Here is a 23604-nt window from a genome sequence, read left to right as displayed (position 1 = left end):
GCCGGCCCGGCCTCAGGCCGCGAGCCGATGCGCGCCCGCGTGCTCGAGCTTGAACACGCCCACCGCGCGGGTGGTGCGCACCGCGTCCTGCTCGACCGCCTTGGCGGCGGCCGCCGCCTGCTCCACCAGGGCCGCGTTCTGCTGCGTCATCACGTCGATGTCGCGCACTGCCTGGTTGACCACGGAGATGCCGTCGCTCTGCTCGATATTGGCCGAGGCAATCGCGTCGATCGTGGTCGCGACCTGGCGCGTGCGCTCGACGATATCCTCGATGGTCTGGCCGGCCTGCCCGGCCAGTTCGGCGCCATTGCTCGCGCGCGCCAGCGAATCGTCGATCAGTCCCTTGATCTCCTTGGCTGCGGCGGCGCTGCGCTGGGCCAGCGTGCGCACCTCGGCGGCGACGACCGCGAATCCCTTGCCCTGCTCGCCGGCGCGCGCCGCCTCGACCGCGGCGTTCAGGGCCAGCATGTTGGTCTGGAACGCGATGCCGTCGATGACGGAGGTGATGTCGGCGATCCGCCGCGACGACTCGTCGATGCCCTGCATGGTCTGGACCATGCGCGACACCGCGCCGCGTCCCTGCTCGGCCGCCACCGTCGCCGACGAGGCGAGCTGGTTGGCGGCGCGCGCATGCTCGGCGTTGTTGGCCACGGCCGATGCCAGCTGCTGCATCGACGAGGCGGTTTCCTCCAGCCGCGCCGCCTGCGCTTCGGTGCGCTGGGCCAGGTCGGCATTGCCGGTTGCGATTTCACCGGTCGCGCGGCGCGTCCCGACGGCGCTGGCGCGCACGTCGCCGACCACCGCCACCAGGTTCGAACTCATCTGGCGCAGCGTGCGCAAGAGCTGGCGCACCTCGCCGGCGCCGCCCACGCTGACCTGCGCGGTCAGGTCGCCGCCCGCCAGCGCCCGCGCCGCGACCAGCGCATGCGACAGCGGCGCCACGATGGCCGTGCGCACCCACGCCGCCAGCCACACGCACAGGGCCACGCCAAGCGCGCCGGCGGCCGCGGTCCAGCCGTGCGGGCCATCGGCCAGCGCAAGGCCCGCGACCAGCAGCCCAAGCACGCCAAGAGAAGCGCCCAGCACCGCGCCGATCGACAAGCCGCGCACGCGCGCCAGCAACGCGCGCACACCGTGCGGCACCACCTCGCCGCCGGCAATGTGCACCTTGGCCACGCCCTCGCGCAGGTCGCGGTACAGCGCCGCGGCCTGCTCGACCTGGGCGCGGTCGGGCGCCACCCGCACCGACATGTAGCCTACCGCGCGGCCGTTTTCGTACACCGGCGAGACGTTGGCAAGCACCCAGTAGAAATCGCCGTTCTTGCGGCGGTTCTTGACCAGGCCGCTCCACGGGCGCCCGGCCTTGAGGGTGCTCCACAGGTCGGCGAACGCCTCGGGCGGCATGTCGGGATGGCGCACCAGGTTGTGCGGTGCACCGATCAGCTCCTCCTCGGTAAAGCCGCTGGCCTCGATGAAGTAGGGATTGACGTAGGTGATCCGGCCCTTCAGGTCGGTCGTCGAGACAATCGGCTGCCCGGGGACCAGGGCGTATTCGTTCTGTGTGACCGGCAGGTTCTTGCGCATCTTTCCGATTTCCAGCTCAAGGCAAACCGAACGAGTTTAGTGCCTCGCAGCAAGATCGGGTATTGTACTTTGGTGCAGTACAGCATGAAAAAAGGCCGCGACTGCGCGCGGCCTTTGGGCGATGCGTCCTGGCCTCAGGCGTCCAGCGCGCTGCGGATACCGGCAACAAAGTCCTGGACCGCCTGGGCGGCCGACTCCTTCGGCGTGTTCTCGAGCTCCTGGATGATGCGGCTGCCGATCACCACCGCGTCGGCCACCGATGCCACCGCCTTCGCGGTCTGCGCGTCGCGGATGCCGAAGCCCACGCCGATCGGCAGCTTGACGTGCTCGCGGATCGCGGCCACGCGGCGCGCCACGTCTTCGGTGTCGATGCCGCCGGCGCCGGTCACGCCCTTGAGCGAGACGTAGTAGGAAAAGCCGCTGCCGTGGCGCGCCACCTGCTTCACGCGTTCCTCGGTCGAGGTGGGCGCGAGCAGGAAGATGAGGTCAAGGCCGTTGGCCTTCATCTCGTCCGCGAACGCCGCGCATTCCTCGGGCGGGTAATCGACCACGATGGCGCCGTCCGCGCCGGCATCCCTGGCGCCCTGGATGAAGTTCGATGCGCCCATGCGTTCGATCGGGTTGGCGTAGCCCATCAGGACCACCGGCGTCGTCTCGTCCTGCTTGCGGAATTCGCGCACGAAGTTGAAAACGTCCTTCATGCCGATGTTGAACTTGAGCGCGCGTTCGCAGGCGCGCTGGATCACCGGGCCTTCGGCCATCGGGTCGGAAAATGGAACGCCCAGTTCGAGGACGTTGGCGCCGCCCGCGACCAGCGCGTGCATCAGCGGCACGGTCATCTCGGGGCCGGGGTCGCCGGCGGTGATGAAGGTGACCAGGCCGGTTTTGTTTTGCGCTTTGAGCGCAGCGAAAGTGTTTTCAATTCTGGACATGCTGTTCTCTTCTAATGAGTATGTGTGGTTTGCGAATGGTGCGTATCACCGCGTGGGCAGAAAATCTGCCCACCCTACCAATCCATACCCATTCGCTGCGCCACGGTGTGCATGTCCTTGTCGCCGCGGCCCGACAGGTTGACCAGGATGATCTTGTCCTTCGGGAGCGTGGCCGCCAGCTTGGTCGCGTAGGCGAGCGCGTGCGACGATTCCAGCGCCGGGATGATGCCCTCGATGCGGCAGCAGTCGTGGAACGCGGCCAGCGCCTCGTCGTCGGTGACCGACACGTACTGCGCGCGCGCCGAGTCCTTCAGCCAGGCGTGCTCCGGCCCCACGCCCGGATAGTCCAGGCCGGCCGACACCGAATGCGTCTCGATGATCTGGCCGTTTTCGTCCTGCAGCAGGTAGGTGCGGTTGCCGTGCAAAACGCCCGGAAAACCTGCGGTGAGCGAGGCGGCATGCTTGCCGCTGTCGATGCCCTCGCCCGCCGCTTCCACGCCCACCAGCCGCACGCTCTTCTCGTCGATGTAGGGGTAGAAGATGCCCATCGCGTTCGAGCCGCCGCCGATGCAGGCGACCACGTAATCCGGCTGGCGCCCGGTCATCTCCGGCATCTGCACCAGGCATTCCTCGCCGATCACCGACTGGAAGTCGCGCACCATCATCGGGTACGGATGCGGGCCGGCCACGGTGCCGATGATGTAGAAAGTGTTCTCGATGTTGGTGACCCAGTCGCGCATCGCTTCATTGAGCGCGTCCTTGAGCGTTTTGGAGCCCGACTCGACCGGCACCACGGTCGCGCCCAGGAGCTTCATGCGGTACACGTTCTGGGCCTGGCGCTTGACGTCCTCGCTGCCCATGTACACCACGCACTCCAGGCCAAAGCGGGCGCAGATGGTGGCGGTGGCCACGCCGTGCTGGCCGGCGCCGGTTTCGGCGATGATGCGCTTCTTGCCCATGCGGCGGGCCAGCAGCGCCTGCCCGATCACGTTGTTGATCTTGTGCGCGCCAGTGTGGTTCAGGTCCTCGCGCTTGAGATAGATCTGCGCGCCGCCGACGATCTCGGACCAGCGTTTGGCGTGGTAGATCGGCGACGGACGGCCGACGAAGTGCTTGAGCTCGTAGCGGAACTCGGCGAGGAACTCGGGGTCCTTGCTGTAGCGCGCGTACGCTTCGTTCAATTCGTTCAGCGCGTGGCTGAGCGTCTCGGCGACGAAGCTGCCGCCGTACGGGCCGAAGTGGCCTGTCGCGTCGGGCAGCGCGTATTCGGAAGTATGGAACAGTGCGGCCGCGCCGCGTTCAGGTGCTTCTTTCATGGTGTGGTTCGCTTGTAGTGATGGCATCGGCGGCCCGCACCGCGGCGACAAACGCTGCGATCTTGCGGGCGTCCTTGATTCCCTTGCTCTCTTCGACACCACTGCTGATGTCCACGGCAAAGGGGCGTACGTGCACGACTGCGTCAGTCGCGTTTTGTACGCTCAAGCCACCACTCAAAACGACCCGAGGCGCGAGCTCTTTTGGAATAAGAGACCAATCGAAGACCTTTCCTGCGCCGCCGTAGGCATCGACATAGGCATCGAGCAGAAGGCCCGAAAACCAGGGGCTGGCGGCGCGGTATGCAAGCTCACATGATAGCAAATCGGAAGCGGCCGTGTCCGGTTTTACCCGGTAGGCCCGCACGAAGGGCCGCCCTGCCTGCTGCGCGATCGCCGCGCACTGCCCGGCCGTTTCGTCGCCATGGAACTGGATCAGCGAGACCTGCCCGGCGCGCACCACCGCCTCGACCTCTGCCAGCGTCGGGTTGACGAACAGCGCGACGCTGCTCACGTAAGGCGGCAGCGCGCGCGCCAGCAGGGCGAACTGCTCGGGCGTCACGTAGCGCGGACTCTTCGGATAGAACACGAAACCGAGCGCGTCCGCGCCGGCGTCCACGGCCGCGTGCAGGTCCTGTTCGCGGGTGATCCCGCAGATCTTGATCCGGGTGCGATGCATGATGTCCTCTTACAGCCAGGGCAGCGGCGCGCCCTCTTCCTGCGGCAGGCCCCACTTGGGATCGTACTCGATTTTGGCCAGGTACAGGCCGTCGGGCATGAAGGTGGGCGCGGCGGCGTCGCGGTCGCGGCTGTTCAGGACGTGTTCGATCCAGTCCGGTTCGTTGCGGCCCTGGCCCACGTAGATCAGCGCGCCGACGATGTTGCGCACCATGTGGTGCAGGAAGGCGCTGGCGCGCACGGTGAAGACGATCAGGTCGCCGTGGCGCTCGACCGACACCTCGTGCATGTCCTTGACGGGCGACCTGGCCTGGCAGCCCGATGCGCGGAACGACGAGAAGTCATGCGTGCCGATCAGGTGCCGCGCGCCCTCGCGCATGCGCTCCACGTCCAGCGGCCGGAACACCCAGCCGGCCCGGTCGGCCAGCAGCGCCGACGGATTGGGATGGTTGTACAGCACGTAGCGGTAGGTGCGCGAGCGCGCCGAGAAGCGCGCGTGGAACTCGTTGCCCTGCGCGTCAGGCGGCACCTCGGCGGCCCAGCGCACCACGATCGAATCGGGCAGGAAGGCGTTCACGCCGCGCACCCACGACTGCATGGCGCGCGACAGATCGGTGTCGAAGTGCACCACTTGCTCGATCGCGTGCACGCCGGCGTCGGTGCGGCCGGCGCAGGTGGTCGCGACCGGGGTGCAGGCGAACTTTTCGAGCGCTATTTCAAGCTGGTCCTGCACGGTGTCGCGTGCAGGCTGCTTCTGGTATCCATTCCATGCGGTGCCGACATACTGGACACCGAGTGCGATTCTCTTCACGCCAACTGGTCTCGCAGCGCCTGGGCCTTGCTCACCTGTTCGCTGTTGCCACCTTCGATGACTTCATCAAGCAGTTCGCGCGCACCGTCCTTGTCACCGATTTCCTGATAGGCGATGGCCAGGTCGAGCTTGGTTTCCATTTCCATGTGGGCGGCCGACATCTCGCCGTCGGCCTCGGCCATCGCCACTTCCGGCACCGACGCGGCGGTTTCGCCGCCCGGCAGGTCCAGGTCGATGTCGGACAGGTCGAACTGCGGCGCGCTGGCCGTAGCCGCCGGGGCCTGCGCCGCCGGCAGTTCGGGCAGCGCGAACGGGTCGTCCTGCGCAGCCTCGCTTGACACCTGCGGCGCCGGCGTGGCGGCCGGGGTGTCGTGCGCGCCGAAGTCCATCGTGTCCAGGTCGAACAGCGGATCCTTGTCCGCCGCGTGCGGCTGCTCTTCCTGGGCCTTGGGCAGGTCGGGCAGGTCGAATTCCTTGGCCAGGTCGGCCATGTCGATGCCATGGCCCGGCGCATCGAGCGAGAGGTCGAGCGCCAGGTCATCCGCGCCGGCCGGCGCGTCGGTGTGCTCGTCATCGGCGGCGGGGGCCGGCGCGGCCGCGGCCGGGGCGTCGAAGTCCATGTCGAAGGCCAGGTCGAACGGCTGTTCCGGCGCGGCTTCGGCGGGCTTCACATCCTCTTCCCGGGTGGCCGGCTCGGTGGCGGCGATCGGCTCGACGTTGAATTCCAGGTCGGTCACGCCAGCCGGCTCCGGCTCGCTTGCGGCAGCGGGCGCGGCGTCGAACGCCAGGTCCGGCACCTCGGTGGCGCTCTCCTGCGGCGCCTCGGTCGGCGCCGGCATGGCGATCGGTTCGGTGGCCGACACCGGCTCGAACGACAGGCCGCCCAGGTCGAAGTCGAGCACGTGCTCGTCCTGGTTCGGCTCTTCCTGCGGCACCACCGCTTCGGCGTCGACCTGCGGCAGCGCGGTCGACTCGGACTCGAGCTTGAAGTCGTCGTCGGTTGCGGCGCGCGGCTCGGCCGGGGCGAAGGTCTGCTCCAGTTCCTGCGACAGCAGGGCCTTCTGGCCGGCCTCCTCGTCGGACTGGGCAGCCGGGGCGGGAGCACCGGCGGCGCCCGCGTACATCGGGTTGAGCGGATCGATCGACAGGCCGAGCGCGGCGGCCTGCGCCCACTCGTCGCCGGCGCCGCGGGTCAGGCTGTACAGCTCGGCGGCCTGGGTCTCGAACGCGCGCTGGTCCTTGCGGGCGGCGTAGATCTCGAGCAGCTTCAGGCGCACCGAATGGCGGTCGGGATGGGCGCGCAGCGCTTCCTTCAGGATTTCCTCGGCCTGCGCATCGCGGCCGTAGGCGATGTACACGTCCGCTTCGGCGACCGGATCGACTTCATTGGTGTCGAGCTGGCTGGCCGAGGGTGCGAAGCTGGAGTTGAACACGCTGTTATTGGTGTCCACGCTCTGCCCGCCCGTTTCGGCGAACAGCGAGTGGGTGTGCTCGGTCGGCACCCCCAGCAGCGACGGCTCGTGCGCCTGGCTGTCGTCGGCCGGCTTCTTGCGGCGGCGCGACAGGCCGAACGCGGCCAGCAGCGCCACGGCCAGGCCGGCGCCGATGTAGGTGATGTTCGCCATCAGCGTATCGACCAGGCTCGGCTCGGGCGGCGCGGCCTTCGCCGGCGGCGTGGGCGCGGGCTTGGCGACGGGTTTGGCCGCCGGCTTGGCCGCTTCCTTGGCCGGCACGCTGGCGGCAGGCGCCGGCTTAGCCTCCTGCCTGGCGTTGGCGGCGGCGTCCGCGCCAGCCTTGTTCTTCACCGTGACCAGCTTTTCCAGATCGCTGACATTCTTCTCCAGCTCGCGCACGCGGGCCTGGGCGTCGGCCAGCGCCTTTTCCTTGGCGACCAGGTCCTCGGCCGAGACCGTGGTGCCCTTGCCGCCCGCGCCCTGGGCCGGCACTGCCTTGGACAGGCGCAGCTGGTCCTGTGCTTCGTTGGCGGCGGTCGGACGCTCCTCGACCTTGGCGGTGATCTTGCCGGCCGCGCTCTGGCCGGCCTGCGGCGCCTTGACCGCCTCGCTGGTTGCCACCTGGCCGGCCAGCTTGTTGCGGTAGGCGTTGAAGTCGGCCGCGTGGGCGACCACCATGCCGCGCGCCTCGCCTTCGCCGATGCCGCGGATCGCGTCGCTGTCGGGCACCGACAGGATCTCGCCCGAGCGCAGGCGGTTCATGTTGTGGCCGATGAAGGCATCCGGATTGGCGCGGTACAGCGCGACCAGCATCATGTCGAGCGAGATGTTGGCCGGCTTGAGCTGGGCGGCGATGCGGCCCAGCGTTTCACCCGGCTTGACCCGGTATTCGGTGGCGGCGCGGCGCTTCGGCTCGGCCGGCTCGTCGGCGCGCTCGGCGCGGGCACGCGGCTTGGCGGCCGGCATGGCCGCGGCTTCCGGCGCCGGCGCCTGCTGGGCGGCGCGGCTGTGTGCCGGCTCGACCGGGCCAACCTGGGCCGACTGCGTGCCGCGCAGCTCGGCCGGATCGAGCAGGAAGGTGTATTCGCGCACCAGCTTGCCATTGTTCCAGGACAGCTCGAGCAGCATGTCCACGAACGGCTCGTTCAGCGGCTGTGTCGAGGTGATCCTGATGAACTGGCGGCCCGCCCGGTGCTCCACCGCGAACCGCAGCGACAGCAGCGCGGGGTTGAATTCGATGTTCGCGACGCGGAATGCCTCGGGCGACGCCAGTTTGGCGGCAAGCCCGGAAGCCTCGTCTTCGGCGACCTGCGTCAGTTCGATCTCGGCGCGCAGCGGTTGGCCCAGTGCCGAGAGCACCGTGAGCTTGCCAAGTCCCGCAGCCTGCGCGCTGGACGTGACCAGCACGGCACTGGCGACTGACGCGGTGAGCGTTTTCAGCGCGGACGAGATGATCATAGGACGGTTGGATTGCATAGTCGGGACGGAATGGGTTGGCCGGGACAAGAGTTTCCCACACAGGTCGCAAGAACATAACATCATGCTCTAGAGCATGCAAGTTTTCTGGTCAACACCGCCTATGCTTGCCGTGCTTTGTGGACGAGATGGCACCGCGATCGGGGTAATACGCTGTCAATTCGCCATGAAGGTTGGCGAAATGGTATTGAGGACAGGTAGGGTGGGCAGGTTTCCTGCCCACGCGTCCAGGCGGCGCAAGCTTTACCCGAACGCGTGGGCGGGAGACCCGCCCCCCCTACGCAATGCGGGCTGGAAACGAAAATGGGCGCCCGTCGGGGCGCCCACTTGGCAGCGACGCGGGTCGCTTACTTGTCCAGCACGATGCGCAGCATGCGGCGCAGCGGCTCGGCGGCGCCCCACAGCAGCTGGTCGCCAACGGTGAACGCGGACAGGTACTCCGGGCCCATCGACATCTTGCGCAGGCGGCCGACCGGGATGGTCAGGCTACCGGTGACGGCGGCCGGGGTCAGGTCGGTCATCGATGCCTCGCGCGTGTTCGGCACCACCTTCACCCACTGGTTATGCGAGGCGATGATGTCGTTGATCTCGTCCAGCGGCACGTCCTTTTTCAGCTTGATGGTCAGCGCCTGCGAGTGGCAGCGCATGGCGCCGATGCGCACGCACAGGCCATCGACCGGGGTCGCCGCGGTGCCGAAGGCTTCGCCGCGGCCGAGGATCTTGTTGGTCTCGGCGCCGCCCTTCCATTCCTCGCGCGACTGGCCGTTGCCCAGGTCCTTGTCGATCCAGGGGATCAGGTTGCCGGCCAGCGGCACGCCGAACTGCTTGGTCTCTTCGGCCGACAGGCCGTGCTGGATCGCCAGCACCGAACGGTCGATCTCGAGGATGGCCGAGGCCGGGTCGTCCAGCAGGTGGCGGATGGCGCTGTTGATGGTGCCGAACTGGGTGAGCAGCTCGCGCATGTGCTGCGCGCCGCCGCCGGACGCGGCCTGGTAGGTCATGGAGGTCATCCAGTCCACCAGGTCGTGCTGGAACAGGCCGCCCAGGCCCATCAGCATGCACGACACGGTGCAGTTACCGCCGACGAAGTTCTTGACGCCCTTCGCCATCGCGTTCTTGATGACGTCCAGGTTGACCGGGTCGAGCACGATCACCGCGTCGTCCTTCATGCGCAGGGTCGAGGCGGCGTCGATCCAGTAGCCGTTCCAGCCCGCGGCGCGCAGCTTGGGGAACATCTCGGTGGTGTAGTCTCCGCCCTGGCACGAGATGATGATCTCGCAGCGGGACAGCTCGGCGATGTCGGTGGCGCTTTTCAGCTTGGTCTCGTTCTTCGCCATCTTCGGCGCATCACCGCCCGGGTTCGACGTCGTGAAGAACACCGGCTCGATGTGGTCGAAGTCGCCTTCGTCCTGCATGCGCTTCATCAGGACGGAACCGACCATACCGCGCCAACCTACCAGGCCTACTAATTTCATCATCTTCCTTTGAATGTTTAAGAATCCTATGCGAGCGCTTTGACCACCGCATCGCCCATCTGTTCGGTTCCGACGCGCGTGGTGCCCGCTTCAAAAATGTCCGGCGTGCGCAGCCCTTGCGCCAGCACACGCTTGACCGCGTTCTCGATGCGGTCGGCCTGCTCGGCGCGGTTCAGCGAGAAGCGCAGCATCATCGCGGCGGACAGGATGGTCGCCAGCGGATTGGCCACGCCCTTGCCGGCGATGTCCGGCGCCGAGCCGTGCGACGGCTCGTACAGGCCCTTGTTGTTGGCGTCCAGCGAGGCCGACGGCAGCATGCCGATCGAGCCGGTCAGCATGGCGGCGGCATCGGACAGGATATCGCCGAACATGTTGCCGGTGACGATCACGTCGAACTTCTTGGGCGCACGCACGAGCTGCATGGCGGCGTTATCGACGTACATGTGGTCGAGCTCGACGTCCGGGTATTCCTTGTGCACGTCGGTGACGATGTCGCGCCAGAACTGGAAGGTCTCGAGCACGTTGGCCTTGTCCACGCTGGTGACGCGGCGGCCGCGCTTTTGCGCCGCCTGGAACGCCACATGGGCGATGCGGCGGATTTCGCCTTCCGCGTAGCGCATGGTGTCGAAGCCCTCGCGCTGGCCTTTGAACGGGCCGTCCGGGCACTCGCGCACGCCGCGCGGCTTGCCGAAGTAGATGTCGCCGGTCAGCTCGCGGATGATCAGGATGTCCAGGCCCGAGACCACCTCGGGCTTGAGCGTGGAGGCGCCGGCCAGTTCGGGGTACAGGATCGCGGGACGCAGGTTGGCGAACAGGCTCAGTTCGCGGCGCAGGCCCAGGATCGCCTGCTCGGGGCGCAGGGCGCGCTCCAGGTTGTCGTACTTGAAGTCGCCAACGGCGCCGAACAGCACGGCGTCGGCCGCTTTGGCCAGCGCCAGCGTGCTTGGGGGCAGCGGATGGCCGTGCGCGGCATAGCCGGCGCCGCCTACGTCCGCGGTTTCCATTTCAAACTTTTCGCCCAGCGCGTTCAGCACCTTGACGGCCTGCGCCATGATTTCCGGGCCAATGCCGTCGCCCGGCAGGATTGCGATCTTCATGTTCTCTTTCAGATGACGTTGGCAAGCCAGGGCTGGCTGGCCAGGTGGCGTTCCTCGAACGCGCGGATTTCGTCTGCGTGGCGCAGGGTCAGGCCGATGTCGTCCAGGCCGTTCAGCAGGCAGTACTTGCGGAACTCGTCGATGTCGAACTTGAACGTCTGGCTGCCTTCCGGCGTTGACACGACCTGCTGCTGCAGGTCCACCACCAGCTTGAAGCCGGGGAAGGCCTTCACTTCGTTGAACAGGTGGTCCACTTGCGCTTCGGACAGCACGATCGGCAACAGGCCGCTCTTGTAGCAGTTGTTGAAGAAGATGTCGGCGAAGCTGGGAGCGATGATCGCGCGGAAGCCGTACTGCTGCAGCGCCCACGGCGCATGCTCGCGCGACGAGCCGCAGCCGAAGTTCTTACGCGCCAGCAGGATCGATGCGCCCTGGTAGCGCGGCTGGTTCAGCACGAAGTCCGGGTTCAGCGGGCGGCGGCTGTTGTCCATGCCCGGCTCGCCGTGATCGAGGTAGCGCCATTCGTCGAACAGGTTGGGGCCGAAGCCGGTGCGCCGGATCGACTTGAGGAACTGCTTGGGGATGATGGCGTCGGTGTCCACGTTGGCGCGGTCCAGCGGCACCACCAGCCCTTGATGTACGGTGAATTTTTCCATCTTGTTTGCCCCTTCGGGGGGCACTCCTTCATTTAAATCGCGTCGTCCCGGCGAAAGCCGGGACCCATGGACCGTGTGCGATGTCGCGCGCTCAGCATGGATCCCGGCTGTCGCCGGGATGACGTATCGGCGCCGTTACTTGCCTCCGGCGCCAGTGATGACTTGTCCGACTTTTTGCACATCCTTGCCGACACCGGAGATGGTATTGCAGCCGGTGAGGACGAATGCGGCGATGGCGAGGGCGAGAATCTTTTTCATGTTCTGTCCTTTCTTATGGTTTTGATCAGAGTGCGCGTACATCGACGAAATGCCCGGCGATACCAGCCGCTGCGGCCATCGCCGGCGACACCAGGTGGGTGCGCCCGCCCTGTCCCTGGCGGCCTTCAAAGTTGCGGTTCGAGGTCGAGGCGCAGCGCTCGCCCGGCTCCAGCCGGTCGGCGTTCATGGCCAGGCACATCGAGCAGCCCGGCTCGCGCCATTCAAAGCCGGCGGCCTTGAAGATCTTGTCCAGTCCCTCGCGCTCGGCCTGCTCCTTGACCAGGCCCGAGCCCGGCACCACCATGGCCAGCTTGACGTTGGCGGCGCGCTGGCGGCCGCGTACCACCTGGGCGGCGGCGCGCAGGTCTTCGATGCGCGAGTTGGTGCACGAGCCGATGAACACCTTGTCGATCTTGATGTCCTCGATGCGGGTGTTCGGCTTGAGGTTCATGTACACCAGCGCCTTTTCCATCGCGTCGCGGCGCACCGGGTCCTTTTCCAGTTCCGGGTCGGGCACGCGGGCGTTGACCGCCGTGACCATCTCGGGCGAGGTGCCCCAGGTGACCTGCGGGCGGATTTCGCCGGCGTTCAGCGTGACCACCATGTCGAACTTGGCGCCCGGGTCGGTGTGCAGCGTGCGCCAGTAGGCCACAGCCTTGTCCCACTGCTCGCCCTTGGGCGAGAGCGGGCGGCCCTTCACGTACTCGATGGTGGTGTCGTCCACCGCGACCATGCCGGCCCGCGCGCCCGCTTCGATCGCCATGTTACAGACCGTCATGCGGCCTTCCATCGACAGCGAACGGATGGTCGAGCCGGCAAATTCGATCGCGTAGCCGGTGCCGCCGGCGGTGCCGATACGGCCGATCACGGCCAGCACGATGTCCTTGGCGGTCACGCCCAGCGGCAGCGGGCCGTCCACCTGGACCAGCATCGACCTGGATTTCTTGGCCAGCAGCGTCTGGGTGGCGAGCACGTGCTCCACTTCCGAGGTGCCGATGCCGTGCGCCAGGCAGCCGAAGGCGCCGTGGGTCGAGGTGTGGGAGTCGCCGCACACCACCGTCATGCCCGGCAGCGTGGCGCCCTGCTCCGGCCCGATCACGTGCACGATGCCCTGGCGCTTGTCGCTGATATTGAAATAGGTAAGGCCAAAGGCCTGGGCGTTCGCGTCCAGCGTCTCGACCTGCAGGCGCGAGGTGGGGTCGGCGATGCCGTTCTTGCGGTCGGTGGTGGGGACGTTGTGGTCCACCACGGCCAGGTTGGCGGAGGTGCGCCATAGCGGCCGGCCGGCCTCGCGCAGGCCTTCGAATGCCTGCGGGCTGGTCACTTCATGGACCAGGTGGCGGTCGATATACAGCACCGTGGTGCCGTCCGCGTCGGCCCGCACCACGTGCGAGTCCCAGAGTTTGTCGTAGAGCGTTTTTAACATGGTCGATCGTTCCTTCAGCTGTCCGCAAAGGCAGACTCGTTCGATTATGCCATATTTGCTGCATCGCGGAAGCATCGGCCTTTTGCACGATTCTTCCAAGTTGCCCAGCTATGACTGAATAAAATTTGAACTGATTGTTATAAATGCAAACAAAAAAAGCCCGCACGGGAAAGTCGCAGGCTTTTTTACTTTGTTATCACTTCAACGCCATTCCCGCCGAGGCGGGAACCCATGGAGGCGGCTGTGGTTGGAAACAGCAACACAGGCCGGCAAGCTCAGCACGGGTCCCCGCCTCCGCGGGGACGACGTGCATGAGGTAAGGGCCAGGCTTCAGGCGGCCAGCTTCACGCTGTTGCGGCAGCCGTCCATCAGGAACGACAGCCCGACCACCAGCACCAGCTCGCCCTCGGCCGAGCGCGCGGTGCCGGTGATGCCTTCCACCGTCAGCGCCGTCATCGGCTTGATCACCAGGTCGGCCGTACCGTCCACCGCCTCCACCGCCAGGATGTATGGCTGCGGCGCGTTGACCACGATGCCCACGCGCTCGGAGCAGTCCTCGTAGCACAGGGCGCGCGCCAGCGAGCGCACCGGCAGCGGCACGCCCTGGTCCTTGAGCACCGGCGCGGAGCCAACCGACATGAAGCTTTCCGGCAGCTCGACCACGCGCTGCACTGCCGCCATCGGCAGCGCCAGCAGCGCGCCCGAGGTGGACACCAGCATGGTCGGCACGATCGACAGTTCGATCGGCAGGCGGATCGCAAACTTGGTGCCCTTGCCCAGCGCCGATTCGATGCGCACCACGCCGCGGTTCTTTTCCACCGCGGTCTTGACCACGTCCATGCCCACGCCGCGGCCCGACACCGACGAGGCCACTTCCTTGGTCGAGAAACCCGGCAAGAACACGAGCTGGTAGGCCTCGTCGTCCGACAGCACGGCGGTCTCGGAAATGAGCCCCTTCTCGGCGGCCTTCTTCTTGAGCTTGACCGGGTCCATGCCGCGGCCGTCGTCGGACAGCACGATCATGACGCTGTTCGCTTCCTGCCACGCCTTGAGCGAGATCACGGCCTTGGCCGGCTTGCCGATGGCGGCGCGGTCCTCGGGCGACTCGACACCGTGGTCGAGCGCGTTGCGCAGCATGTGCACCAGCGGGTCGTACAGGCTGTCCACCACCACGCGGTCGACCTCGGTCTCGGCGCCTTCGATGTTCAGCTCGACATCCTTGCCCAGGTCCTTGGCCAGCTCACGCACCAGGCGCGGGAACTTCTGGAACAGGCGGCCCACCGGCTGCATGCGGGTGGCCAGCGTGGCACGCTGCAGCTCGGCCGAGTAGCGCGAGGCGCGCTCGAGCGTTTCGGTGAGCGTGGCCATCAGCGTTGCGGCCTGGCCCTCGAACTTGAACTGCTGCAGGCGTTCGAGCAGCACGGCGGCCTGGTTTGCGGCCTGCACCGATTCGCCGGCCACTTCGAGCAGCGCGTCGAGCTTGACGGCGTCGATGCGGATGCTCTCGTCCTTGGCCGCGCCAGCGGCAGCGGCCGGGGCGCCGGTGCGGCGCTCAACGCCATCCCAGCCAGGCTTGCCGGCTGCGGCATCGTGATGGGCGGCCGGGGCGGCGGCCGGCGCGGCAGCAGCCGGGGCGGCCGCCGGCGCAGCCGGCTGGGCCGGCTCTTGCGGCAGCGCGGTACCGGGCGGGACCACGGCCGCGTACATCGCGTGCCAGTCCAGACCGTCCTCGCCAAGCTCGCTGGCGGCTGCGGGCGCCGCAACAGGCTCGGCCGGGACCGCGGCTGCGGCGGCAGGCGCGGCGGCAGCCGGGGCCGCAGCGGCCGGCGCCGGGGCGCCCTTGCCTTCGATCGCCTCGCGCAGCATGCGCTCCAGTTCCGGCGGCATCGGCGCCAGCTGCTCGGGCGGGGTGCCGTTGTTCAGGTCATTGAGCTGGTCGGCCACGAAACCGGAAGCCTGCAGCGACGCTTCGATTGCCGACGGCGTGACCGGGGCGGCGCCGTTACGTAGCGCGTCGAACAGATTCTCGGTCAGGTGGCAGGCCGTGACCAGGGCCGGCAGGCCCATGAAGCCGGCGCCGCCCTTGATCGTGTGGAACGACCGGAAGACCGCGTTGAGCGTTTCCTTGTTGTCGGGGTCGCGTTCGAGGCGCAGCAGGTGTTCTTCTACATTGACAGCCAGATCCATCGCCTCGACGACGAAATCCTTGAGCATATCGTCCATTAGAATCCCAGCTCGGCAAGAAGGTCGTCAACGTTGTCCTGGTCCAGCGCCACGTCGGGCACGGAGGGGCCCTGCATCAGCGGCGGCGGCGCCGCTTTTTCTTTCTGCGCCAGTTTCTCGCGCATCTCGGCCGGCGCGTTGTCGCGCAGCAGCTGGGCCAGTTCCTGTTCGACCGTCTTGGTGATGTTGACCACCTTTTTGATCAGCTGGCCGGTGATGTCCTGGAAGTCCTGCGCCATCATGATGTCGAGCAGGCGCGCCTTTTCCTTGTCGGTGGCGTCGGCCACCAGTTGCGCGAACTGGCGCGAGTCGCCGGCGAGCGCCTTGAACTGGTCGATCGACAGCTTGCCGGCGAACAGGTCGTCCCAGCGTTGCTGCATGTCGCGCGCCTTCACCGACAGCTCGTCCTGCGCCGGCATGCCTTCATCGAGCGTGTTGAGCACCTTGTTGGCGGCCTGCTCGGTCAGCGTGGCGACGTACTCCAGGCGGTCCTGAGCGTCGTTGATCTGGGTGGCGGCCTCGGTCAGCGCGCGGTCGTAGCCCAGCTCGCGCAGCGAGTCGTGCAGCAGGCGCACGATGCTGCCCAGGCGTTCGAACATCGCCTTGTCGCCCTGGATTTCCTCGCCCGCTTCGGCCTGTGCTGCCTGCGGTGCTTCGGTCGCGCGCTCGGCGGACACCTGGTCGAACAGCGCCTCGAGCTCGTCCTCGGGCTCGGCTTTGGCCGGCGGCGCAGCTTCGGGCTCGCTGGCGGGCGCCTCGGCGGCCGCGGGCGCGGCCTGTGCATTTGCGCGTTGCGCCGCCACTTCCTCGAAGAGTGCGTCGAAATCGTCAGCGGCGTCGGTCATAATCCCTGCTTCTCCATAATCAGTTTCGCAATCGCTTGCGTCATTTCCGTAGGCTGCGGCACGCCTCCTGGCGCGCTGCGCGGCGGGGCATCACCAGTTTTTACACGAGTGTAGCAGTGGCGTTGCCGTAGGTAAATCTTTGTTAGATATACGCAGTGCATTGGACAAAAAAACTTAATCCGTAGACAATGCAATCATCCGTTCGCGGTGCATTTCCCGGGCTGAGTGTTGTTTATCGGCACTAGCCCATGCCCCGCTAGATTCGCGCTCCCCGGCAGGCCCGTGTTTGAGCGAACTCAACGGATTGCCTCCGGCTCAGGTCAGGATGCGTACTACAATTCAGATGAAGGTTGCGTGTGGGAGGAGTGAGCATGTACCGGAAGATTCTGATCACCACCGACGGCTCGGCCGTGTCGCAACACACGGCCTGCGCCGGCGTCAAATTCGCGCAGCAGATGCAGGCCGAAGTGCTGGCCCTGTTCGTCGCTCCCAGTTACCAATACCCGGTGTATGTCGAGATCGTGCCGCCGGCCTACCCCAGCGAAGAGGAATACGTGGCGCAAATGCGTCGCATGGGCGAGGAATACATGGGGTCGATCATGCGCGCGGCCGACAGGGCCGGCCTGACGCACAGCTGCATGACGGCGTTTTCCGACGCCGCCGCGCTCAAGATCGTTGACGTGGCCGAGCAGCAAGGCTGCGACCTCATCTTCATGGGCTCGCACGGGCGCAGCGGCTGGGGCCAGCTGCTGCTGGGCAGCGTCACCAACAAAGTGCTGTCGCACACCACCAAACCAGTGCTGGTGCACCGCCTGATCCGCGAACCGGGCACTTGAACGCGACGTAAAAGTGCAACAGGACTGTCGCTGAAGTGTATGAGAATGTCATCAGAGTGTATTTCAAAACGATGATGTTTTGACAAAATGATCTTGCCGTATTAATAATACTTTCGTCAGGCCGCTCATTTTCGCGACCACACCGACAGGGGCTCACCATGATCAGAATTGTCATTGCGGACGACCATACCATCATGCGCGAGGGGCTCAAGCGCATCCTCGACGGCGCACCCGACATCGAGATCGTCGGCGAGGCGATCAACGGCTTCGAGGTGCTTTCCCACGTGCGCCAGGGCGGGTTCGACCTGCTGCTGCTGGACCTGTCGATGCCCGGGCGCAGCGGCGTGGACCTGATCCGCCAGGTACGCGCCGAGGCGCCCAAGCTGGCGATCCTGATCCTGACCATGCACGAGGAAGAGCAGTACGCGGTGCGCGCCATCCGCGCCGGCGCCCAGGGCTACCTGACCAAGGAGAGCGCGGGCACCCAGCTGGTGGGCGCGATCAGAAAGGTGGCCTCGGGCCGGCCGTACATCAGCACCGAGGTGGCCGAGCAGCTGGCCCTGAACATCATGGCACCCAACGAACAGCTGCTGCACAAGCAGCTGTCGGACCGCGAATTCGAGGTGTTCTCGCTACTGGTGGGCGGCAAGTCGATCACCGAGATCGCCAACAGCCTGCACCTGTCGGTCAAGACGGTCAGCACCCACAAGACCCGCATCATGCAGAAAATGGGCATGACCTCGCTGTCGGAGATGGTACAGTATGCGGTGGCCCACCGTTTGCTGTCGCCCCTGAAAGCGTGAGCGAAAAAAGTTTTTAGACATCGACGCCACGTTTTTTGTGCCACGGGTGTCGGCGTGTGTGTCCGCAAGACCGCGCGCCGCCCCGCCTCCAGGCAAATCCCCCCTCCCCGTCTTCCCTCTGTAGCGTCGTCTTTCAGTAGGACCATTCCTACAACCCTACCGTCTCTCCTACCTACATATTCAGCCATTGCTGATATCAATGCCGAACTCGTGTTGGCATACTAAATTCAGCGTTTCGACTTGCTTGCGGTCCATATTTGCTGCGTGAGCCAGCCCTGATGCCGCAGTGAAGACCCGGTGCCGGCACCAGGGCGCTTCCCAGCCCGTGGGCCCTTGCGGAAGCCTTGAATTCCCTAACTGGAGATGAGCATGCAGTCCCAGCCAACGTCAGAACAACACAACGCCGCCTCGTCGACCATGCATTCCTCGCCGATGGAGGCCGGCCGCCAACGCCAGGGCCGTCTCTGGTCCAACCTGAAAGAAGTCTGCGACCTGCTGCATATCCCGGCCGCCGTTTCCGTCAACAGCGAAGAGCTGTTGTTCCAGCATGTCCAGTTCAAGACCGGCCAGCGCGTGCACACCATTGGCCAGGCCTTCGACACCCTGTACATCGTCAACTCGGGCTTCCTCAAGACCGTGCTCATCGACGAATTCGGCAACGAGCAGGTGCTGAGCTTCCCGATGAAAGGCGACATGCTCGGCGTGGACGGCATCCACACCCGCCACTACGCGTCCGAGGCGGTGGCGCTGTCCGACTGCGACCTGATCCTGCTGCCGTTCAAAAAGCTCACCGCGCTTGGCCGCGTGCACACCGAGCTCGAGAACGTCATGTACGGCGTGATGAGCCGCGAGCTGGTGCGCGAGCAGGCCATGATCGGCATGCTGGGCGCGCTATCGGCCGAGGCCCGCGTGGCGCGCTTCCTGGTGTCGCTGGCCGACCGCTTTGCCGCCATGGGCTATTCCAGCAAGCTGTTCAACCTGCGCATGACACGGCATGAAATCGGCAGCTACCTCGGCCTCACCCTGGAAACCGTCAGCCGCACGCTGTCGGCCTTTAACGAAATCGGCCTGATCACCGTGGACCAGCGCACCATCGGCATCAAGGACGCCGAAGCACTCAAGACCCTGCGCCGCCTGCCGCCGTCGCGGTCGCGCGCAAAACAAAGCACCAAACAAAAGGTTGAGGTGGACCAGAGCGGCGACGACCAGGTGCTGGCCACCACCGTCTAAGCCCTTCCTTCCACAACACAAAGCCGGCGTCCCTTGCGGGAGCCGGCTTTTGTTTTGGCGCGTCCGAACAGGTCGCGGCAACGCCAGGGCTGGTTGAACGCGTGCCAGGATCTGCCCACCCTATGACGGCCGGCCCGCGCTAGTCGCGCGTGATGTTGCCGTTGTTCACGCGCACGCGGTCGCCCACGCGCAGGCCGGGGTCGCCGGTATAGGTCACCGTCTGCGTGGCGCCGTTGCCGTAGCGGACCACAACCTCGTAACGCAGGTTGCGTCCACGCGCGTTGCGCTCGATGTTGTTGCCGGCCACCGCCCCGCCGACCGCGCCCGCCACTTCCGCCGCAGTGCGACCGTTGCCGCTGCCCACGTTGCTGCCCAGCAGCCCGCCGACCACGGCGCCGCCGATCGTGCCCAGGTAGCCGCCGTTGCCGCTCACCTCGATCACGTTGACCGCCGCCACGGTTGCGCAGTCAGGGCAATAAGGGTCCTGCCGCACCGGCAGCGTGCGCGCGGCCAGCAGCGGCGTACCCAGTACCGCCGTCGAGTAGCGGCCGTGCGAACGGATGGTCGCCGTGACCTGGCTGTCCGGCGCCAGGCGATCCGCCGGGCGCACCGTGTACACGCCGCTGTATTCGCCCGGATGCACCTCCGGCAGGAAGAACACGCCGCGCGTGCCGGCAATGGCGATGCTCACCTTGGCGCCCGGCGTGCCGCGCACGGTGAAGGTCATGTCGTCGCCCGGCCGCAGGTCGTCCGCGCCGCGCACGTTGAAGCGCTCGATTTTCGGCACCACCGCCAGGTCGCCGCGGTGGCTGTCCGGGCGCGCGCCATCGCGCAGGATCGACTCGGCCAGCACGTCGGTGGCCACCAGGTTGCCCACGCGCAGGTTGGCGGTCACCGGGCTGTCCGGACGAATGCGGTCATGCTCGCCGATCGTGTAGGTGCCCTCGTACTGGCCCGGCTGGGTTTCGGTCAGGTGCAGGTTGCGGGTGGCGCCGTCGATGCGGATGGTCGCCATGCCGCCGGGCGAACCGTACAGGTCAAAGTTGAGCTCCACGCCGGGCGCAATGCGGCGCACCTCGTCCACGTTGAAGCCGCGAATCACCGGCCGCTCGTAGTCGCGCTGCGACTGGGCCTGCACCGGGGCCACCGCCAGTGTCATCGCGCCCAGCGGCAGAAGCGCCACCAGGGCTGCGCAAATTTTGTTCCTTGCGTTCATCTTGTCCTCCTCGCTGTGTAAGAGGAAAGTACCCCCAGTCACGACAAGGGTCGGTGCGCTATCGAACGCTATGGATCGCCTCGCCAGAGCTCACATAGATCTGGTCCCCGGACTCGGGCGCGACGACATGGCCGCCAGTGAATGCGCCAAACGACGGCAGGATCATGCGCGAGGTGCCGAGGACGAAGCACGGCAGACGCAGCGCGTCAAAGCGCGTGGCAAGCACGAACACCGGATGCACGTGCCCGGCCAGCACATAGCCCGGCGCGGCAAGGTCGGGATGGTGGCAGAACGCGAACGGGCCGACCTGGTACGGCTCGTCCACCAGATCGATGTCCAGTTCGCGCGCCGGGTCGCCCGCATGGAGGTCGTGATTGCCGCGCACCAGCGTGAGCGCCAGGTCCGGGTGGCGCCCGCGCCATGCCAGCAGCGCGGCCTGCGTGGCCCGCGCATGTGCCGCACGCGCGTGCAGAAAATCGCCGAGGAAGACGATCTGCCGCACGCCGTAGCGTTCGACCAGCGCATCTAACGCCAGCAGGTTCTCGGTGGTCGTCCCGCGCGGCACCGGCACGCCGAGCGAGCGGAAGGCAGCCGCCTTGCCGAAGTGGATATCGGCCACCACCAGCATGCGCTGTGCCGGCCACACCAGCGCCTTCTGCGCCAGCAGCAGCACGCGCTCGCCCGCCAGCTCCACCGCCAGGTCGTTCATGCCGCGGCCGCCTTTTCCAGTTCGCGCACCATGCGCGCCACGCGATCGGACAGCTTCTCGGTGGTGACCTTTTCGCGGAAGCGCTCGACCATGAGCGGGAATGCGAACGGCGTGGCGCGCCGCACTTCGCGAAACGCCACGCGCCGCGCGTGCAGTTCGGCCAGCGTATCGCGCAGGCGCGTCAGTTCCAGCTCCTGCTCCAGCACCTCGCGCTGCGCTTGCGTGAGCAGAAGGTTGGCCGCGTCGTGCTTGCGAAAGACTTCGAAGAACAGCGACGACGATGCCTGCAGCTGCCGCGTCGATTTCGGCTGCCCCGGATAACCCTGGAACACCAGCCCCGCGATGCGCGCCACCTCGCGAAAGCGCTGTTGCGAAAGCTGGGTCGCATTCAGGCTGCCGAGCACGTCCTCCAGCAGCGTAGCGGTGTCGAACAGGCCCACGTCGGCACCGGTCGCGCCCGCGAACAGGCGCACCCAGTCCACCGGCTCCGGCGCGAGCAACTCGAAGCCGTAATCGTTGATCGCGATCGAGAACGTGATCGGGGCAATGCGCCCGACCCGGTACGCGACCAGCGAGGCCAGCCCCATGTGCACCGCGCGGCCGGCAAACGGGTACACGAACAGGTGCCAGCCCTCGCGGCTCTTCATGCTCTCGACCACCAGCGTGCCGCTGTCGGGCAGCGCGGACCAGCGTTGCTGGATCTCGAGCAGCGGGCGCAGCGCCTGCATCTCCGGCCCTTCGAACACGCCCTGCGCGGCCAAGCGCAGCTCGTCCAGCGCCGCGTGGGCCAGCTCGGAAGACAGCGACATCTTGGCGCCCATCCAGCGCGTGACCGCGCCGTGGCGGCCGGTAGCGCGCTTCACAAAAGCCGTCATCTCGTGCACCCGCACGAATTCGAGGATGCGCCCGCCGAACAGGAAGTGGTCGCCCGGCTTCAGGCGCGCCACGAACGACTCTTCCACGCTGCCGATGCGCCCGCCGCTCATGTATTTCACCTGGATCGACGCATCCGAGACGATGGTGCCGATGCCCATGCGGTGGCGCCGGCCGATGGCGGGATCAGGCACGCGGTACACGCCCTGCTCGTCCGGCAGCACGCGCCGGTACTCCGGGTACACCGTCAGGCTCTGGCCGCCGCGGGCAACGAAGTCCAGCGCCCACTGCCACTCTTCGAGCGTGAGCGCACGGTACGACCAGGCCCCGCGCACCTCGGCCAGCAGCTCGTCCGCGCGAAAGCCGCCGCCCAGCGCCACCGTCACCAGGTGCTGCACCAGCACGTCGAACGGCTTGTTGGGCACTTGGCGCGCCTCGATGCGGCGCGCGGCCACGGCGCGGCGCGCGCCGGCCGCCTCCAGCAGTTCCAGGCTGTTGGTCGGCACCAGCGTCACGCGCGAGACGCGCCCCGGCGCGTGCCCGCTGCGCCCGGCGCGCTGCAGCAGGCGCGCGATACCTTTGGCGCTGCCCACCTGCAGCACGCGTTCGACCGGCAGGAAGTCCACGCCCAGATCCAGGCTGGCGGTGCAGATCACGGCCTTGAGGCTGGCGTTCTTCAGCCCCAGCTCGACCCAGTCGCGCACCTCGCGGTCGAGCGAACCGTGGTGCAGCGCGACCAGTCCTGCCCAGTCGGGCCGCGCCTCGATGATGTTCTGGTACCAGAGCTCGGCCTGGGAACGGGTGTTGGTGAACACCAGCGTGGCCGCGTGCTTGTCGATTTCGCCGATCACCGCAGGCAGCATCTGGATGCCCAGGTGCCCGCCCCACGGGAAGCGCGCCACGTTCTCGGGGATCAAGGTGTCCACCACGATCTGCTTGCGCTGGTCGCCTTCGACCAGCACGCCATTGCCCTCGCCCAGCAGCACGTCGCGCGCCAGCGCCAGGTTGCCCATGGTTGCAGACAGCCCCCACACCAGCAGCTCCGGGCGCCAGCGGCGCAGGCGCGCCAGCGCCAGCTGCACCTGCACGCCGCGCTTGCTGCCCATGAGCTCGTGCCATTCGTCAACGATGACCGTGTCCAGATGCTTGAACTGCTCGGCCGCGCTCGGGTGGCTGAGCAGCAGAGACAGGCTCTCGGGCGTGGTGATCAGGCACGACGGCAGCGTGCGCGCCTGGCGCGCGCGTTCGGCGGATCCGGTGTCGCCGGTGCGTGCGCCGATGGTCCAGCCGGGCGCCAGATCCGCTGCCGATTGTGTCAGCGCACGCTGGGTATCGGCGGCCAGCGCGCGCATCGGCGTGAGCCACAGCACGCGCAGGCCGCCGCCCTTGCGCTCCAGAGCGCGCATCAGCGCCGCGAACCAGACGGCGTAGGTCTTGCCCGCGCCCGTGTTCGCGTGCAGCAGACCCGACTGCCCGGCCAGCGCGGCCCGCCACACCGCGCGCTGGAACGGGAACACCGTCCAGCCGCGCGCGGCGAACCAGGCGTCGATCCGCTGTTCGGCCCGGTCGGCGCTCATCGCGGTGCGGCGGCCGGTCCCTGGCAAGGCTTGTCACCGCGGAGTATGGGGTTGGCGTGGTACAAAACGTGGGTCAAGATGTGTGTCTCACCGTCAAGTACAGTTCCGCAGGCACTCCGTGCCTGAGTTGGG

Annotated in this window: 19 protein-coding genes; 3 read left to right on the top strand and 16 right to left on the bottom strand. The window is 67.0% G+C overall.

Features of this window, described 5'->3' with window-relative positions; all coding sequences use genetic code 11:
* Positions 1–12 precede the first annotated feature (12 nt).
* The 13 genes from NX773_RS03260 to NX773_RS03200 all read right to left on the bottom strand — a co-directional run bounded on the left by NX773_RS03260 (position 13) and on the right by NX773_RS03200 (position 16228).
* Positions 13–1584 (bottom strand): methyl-accepting chemotaxis protein, encoded by a 1572-nt coding sequence (locus NX773_RS03260; RefSeq protein ID WP_258854940.1) that lies wholly within the window; start codon positions 1582–1584, stop codon positions 13–15.
* A 134-nt stretch (positions 1585–1718) separates the two neighbouring features.
* Complete coding sequence (gene trpA / locus NX773_RS03255; protein ID WP_258854939.1) at positions 1719–2516, bottom strand: tryptophan synthase subunit alpha; 798 nt, start codon at positions 2514–2516, stop codon at positions 1719–1721.
* Positions 2517–2590: 74 nt separating this feature from the next.
* Positions 2591–3832, bottom strand: coding sequence for a tryptophan synthase subunit beta (gene trpB, locus NX773_RS03250; RefSeq protein WP_258854938.1), 1242 nt, complete (start codon positions 3830–3832; stop codon positions 2591–2593).
* Positions 3816–4508 (bottom strand): phosphoribosylanthranilate isomerase, encoded by a 693-nt coding sequence (locus tag NX773_RS03245; protein WP_258854937.1) that lies wholly within the window; start codon positions 4506–4508, stop codon positions 3816–3818. Before NX773_RS03245 ends, trpB begins: the two co-directional genes overlap by 17 nt.
* Positions 4509–4517: 9 nt before the next feature.
* Positions 4518–5318 (bottom strand): tRNA pseudouridine(38-40) synthase TruA, encoded by an 801-nt coding sequence (gene truA / locus NX773_RS03240; RefSeq protein WP_258854936.1) that lies wholly within the window; start codon positions 5316–5318, stop codon positions 4518–4520.
* Positions 5315–8230: a motility hub landmark protein FimV gene (locus NX773_RS03235; protein ID WP_258854935.1), complete on the bottom strand. Its 2916-nt coding sequence runs from the start codon at positions 8228–8230 to the stop codon at positions 5315–5317. Before NX773_RS03235 ends, truA begins: the two co-directional genes overlap by 4 nt.
* Positions 8231–8595: 365 nt before the next feature.
* Entirely contained in the window at positions 8596–9723 is a 1128-nt protein-coding gene (asd, locus tag NX773_RS03230) for an aspartate-semialdehyde dehydrogenase (RefSeq protein ID WP_258854934.1), read from the bottom strand.
* Positions 9724–9749: 26 nt separating this feature from the next.
* Entirely contained in the window at positions 9750–10820 is a 1071-nt protein-coding gene (leuB, locus tag NX773_RS03225) for a 3-isopropylmalate dehydrogenase (protein WP_258854933.1), read from the bottom strand.
* Between the two features lie 8 nt (positions 10821–10828).
* Positions 10829–11476 carry a 3-isopropylmalate dehydratase small subunit gene (gene leuD / locus NX773_RS03220; protein WP_258854932.1) on the bottom strand — a complete coding sequence of 216 codons (648 nt, stop codon included), beginning with the start codon at positions 11474–11476 and terminating at the stop codon, positions 10829–10831.
* A gap of 135 nt (positions 11477–11611) precedes the next feature.
* Complete coding sequence (locus NX773_RS03215; protein WP_258854931.1) at positions 11612–11734, bottom strand: lipoprotein; 123 nt, start codon at positions 11732–11734, stop codon at positions 11612–11614.
* A gap of 25 nt (positions 11735–11759) precedes the next feature.
* Entirely contained in the window at positions 11760–13160 is a 1401-nt protein-coding gene (leuC, locus tag NX773_RS03210) for a 3-isopropylmalate dehydratase large subunit (RefSeq protein ID WP_258854930.1), read from the bottom strand.
* A 330-nt stretch (positions 13161–13490) separates the two neighbouring features.
* Positions 13491–15383, bottom strand: a complete 1893-nt coding sequence (locus NX773_RS03205; protein WP_258854929.1) for a chemotaxis protein CheA — start codon at positions 15381–15383, stop codon at positions 13491–13493.
* On the bottom strand, positions 15383–16228 hold the full coding sequence (locus tag NX773_RS03200; RefSeq protein WP_258854928.1) for a protein phosphatase CheZ: 846 nt from the start codon (positions 16226–16228) through the stop codon (positions 15383–15385). The genes NX773_RS03205 and NX773_RS03200 overlap by 1 nt, the downstream gene beginning before the upstream one ends.
* 371 nt (positions 16229–16599) lie before the next feature.
* Here NX773_RS03200 and NX773_RS03195 point away from each other — a divergent pair, with 371 nt between their 5' ends.
* The 3 genes from NX773_RS03195 to NX773_RS03185 all read left to right on the top strand — a co-directional run bounded on the left by NX773_RS03195 (position 16600) and on the right by NX773_RS03185 (position 19097).
* The gene (locus tag NX773_RS03195) at positions 16600–17064 is read left to right on the top strand and encodes a universal stress protein (protein ID WP_258854927.1); all 465 of its coding nucleotides are present in this window, start codon (positions 16600–16602) and stop codon (positions 17062–17064) included.
* A 158-nt stretch (positions 17065–17222) separates the two neighbouring features.
* Positions 17223–17867, top strand: coding sequence for a response regulator (locus NX773_RS03190; protein WP_258821030.1), 645 nt, complete (start codon positions 17223–17225; stop codon positions 17865–17867).
* 432 nt (positions 17868–18299) lie between these two features.
* Positions 18300–19097: a Crp/Fnr family transcriptional regulator gene (locus NX773_RS03185; protein WP_258855835.1), complete on the top strand. Its 798-nt coding sequence runs from the start codon at positions 18300–18302 to the stop codon at positions 19095–19097.
* Positions 19098–19236: 139 nt separating this feature from the next.
* Here NX773_RS03185 and NX773_RS03180 read toward each other — a convergent pair whose 3' ends face one another.
* From NX773_RS03180 to NX773_RS03170, 3 genes are read right to left on the bottom strand one after another with little or no spacing between them, the layout of a single operon-like run.
* The gene (locus NX773_RS03180) at positions 19237–20313 is read right to left on the bottom strand and encodes a glycine zipper 2TM domain-containing protein (protein WP_258854926.1); all 1077 of its coding nucleotides are present in this window, start codon (positions 20311–20313) and stop codon (positions 19237–19239) included.
* A gap of 58 nt (positions 20314–20371) precedes the next feature.
* A complete protein-coding gene (gene pdeM, locus NX773_RS03175) occupies positions 20372–21022 on the bottom strand; it encodes a ligase-associated DNA damage response endonuclease PdeM (RefSeq protein WP_258854925.1) in 651 nt (216 codons plus the stop codon).
* Positions 21019–23472 carry a ligase-associated DNA damage response DEXH box helicase gene (locus NX773_RS03170; RefSeq protein ID WP_258855834.1) on the bottom strand — a complete coding sequence of 818 codons (2454 nt, stop codon included), beginning with the start codon at positions 23470–23472 and terminating at the stop codon, positions 21019–21021. Before NX773_RS03170 ends, pdeM begins: the two co-directional genes overlap by 4 nt.
* Positions 23473–23604: the final 132 nt, after the last annotated feature.

This window comes from Massilia solisilvae, from assembly GCF_024753215.1.
Classification (GTDB): Bacteria; Pseudomonadota; Gammaproteobacteria; order Burkholderiales; family Burkholderiaceae_D; genus Telluria; species Telluria solisilvae.
Note: the sequence above shows the minus strand (reverse complement) of the source record. Positions and strands in the feature narration are given on the sequence as shown.

Bases quoted from the DNA above. Each gene is read 5' to 3' on its own strand.
- NX773_RS03260 (WP_258854940.1), bottom strand. From the start codon at position 1,584: ATGCGCAAGAACCTGCCGGTCACACAGAACGAATACGCCCTGGTCCCC.
- trpA (WP_258854939.1), bottom strand. From the start codon at position 2,516: ATGTCCAGAATTGAAAACACTTTCGCTGCGCTCAAAGCGCAAAACAAA.
- trpB (WP_258854938.1), bottom strand. From the start codon at position 3,832: ATGAAAGAAGCACCTGAACGCGGCGCGGCCGCACTGTTCCATACTTCC.
- NX773_RS03245 (WP_258854937.1), bottom strand. From the start codon at position 4,508: ATGCATCGCACCCGGATCAAGATCTGCGGGATCACCCGCGAACAGGAC.
- NX773_RS03235 (WP_258854935.1), bottom strand. From the start codon at position 8,230: ATGATCATCTCGTCCGCGCTGAAAACGCTCACCGCGTCAGTCGCCAGT.
- asd (WP_258854934.1), bottom strand. From the start codon at position 9,723: ATGAAATTAGTAGGCCTGGTAGGTTGGCGCGGTATGGTCGGTTCCGTC.
- leuB (WP_258854933.1), bottom strand. From the start codon at position 10,820: ATGAAGATCGCAATCCTGCCGGGCGACGGCATTGGCCCGGAAATCATG.
- leuD (WP_258854932.1), bottom strand. From the start codon at position 11,476: ATGGAAAAATTCACCGTACATCAAGGGCTGGTGGTGCCGCTGGACCGC.
- NX773_RS03215 (WP_258854931.1), bottom strand. From the start codon at position 11,734: ATGAAAAAGATTCTCGCCCTCGCCATCGCCGCATTCGTCCTCACCGGC.
- leuC (WP_258854930.1), bottom strand. From the start codon at position 13,160: ATGTTAAAAACGCTCTACGACAAACTCTGGGACTCGCACGTGGTGCGG.
- NX773_RS03205 (WP_258854929.1), bottom strand. From the start codon at position 15,383: ATGGACGATATGCTCAAGGATTTCGTCGTCGAGGCGATGGATCTGGCT.
- NX773_RS03200 (WP_258854928.1), bottom strand. From the start codon at position 16,228: ATGACCGACGCCGCTGACGATTTCGACGCACTCTTCGAGGAAGTGGCG.
- NX773_RS03195 (WP_258854927.1), top strand. From the start codon at position 16,600: ATGTACCGGAAGATTCTGATCACCACCGACGGCTCGGCCGTGTCGCAA.
- NX773_RS03190 (WP_258821030.1), top strand. From the start codon at position 17,223: ATGATCAGAATTGTCATTGCGGACGACCATACCATCATGCGCGAGGGG.
- NX773_RS03185 (WP_258855835.1), top strand. From the start codon at position 18,300: ATGGAGGCCGGCCGCCAACGCCAGGGCCGTCTCTGGTCCAACCTGAAA.
- NX773_RS03180 (WP_258854926.1), bottom strand. From the start codon at position 20,313: ATGAACGCAAGGAACAAAATTTGCGCAGCCCTGGTGGCGCTTCTGCCG.
- pdeM (WP_258854925.1), bottom strand. From the start codon at position 21,022: ATGAACGACCTGGCGGTGGAGCTGGCGGGCGAGCGCGTGCTGCTGCTG.
- NX773_RS03170 (WP_258855834.1), bottom strand. From the start codon at position 23,472: ATGAGCGCCGACCGGGCCGAACAGCGGATCGACGCCTGGTTCGCCGCG.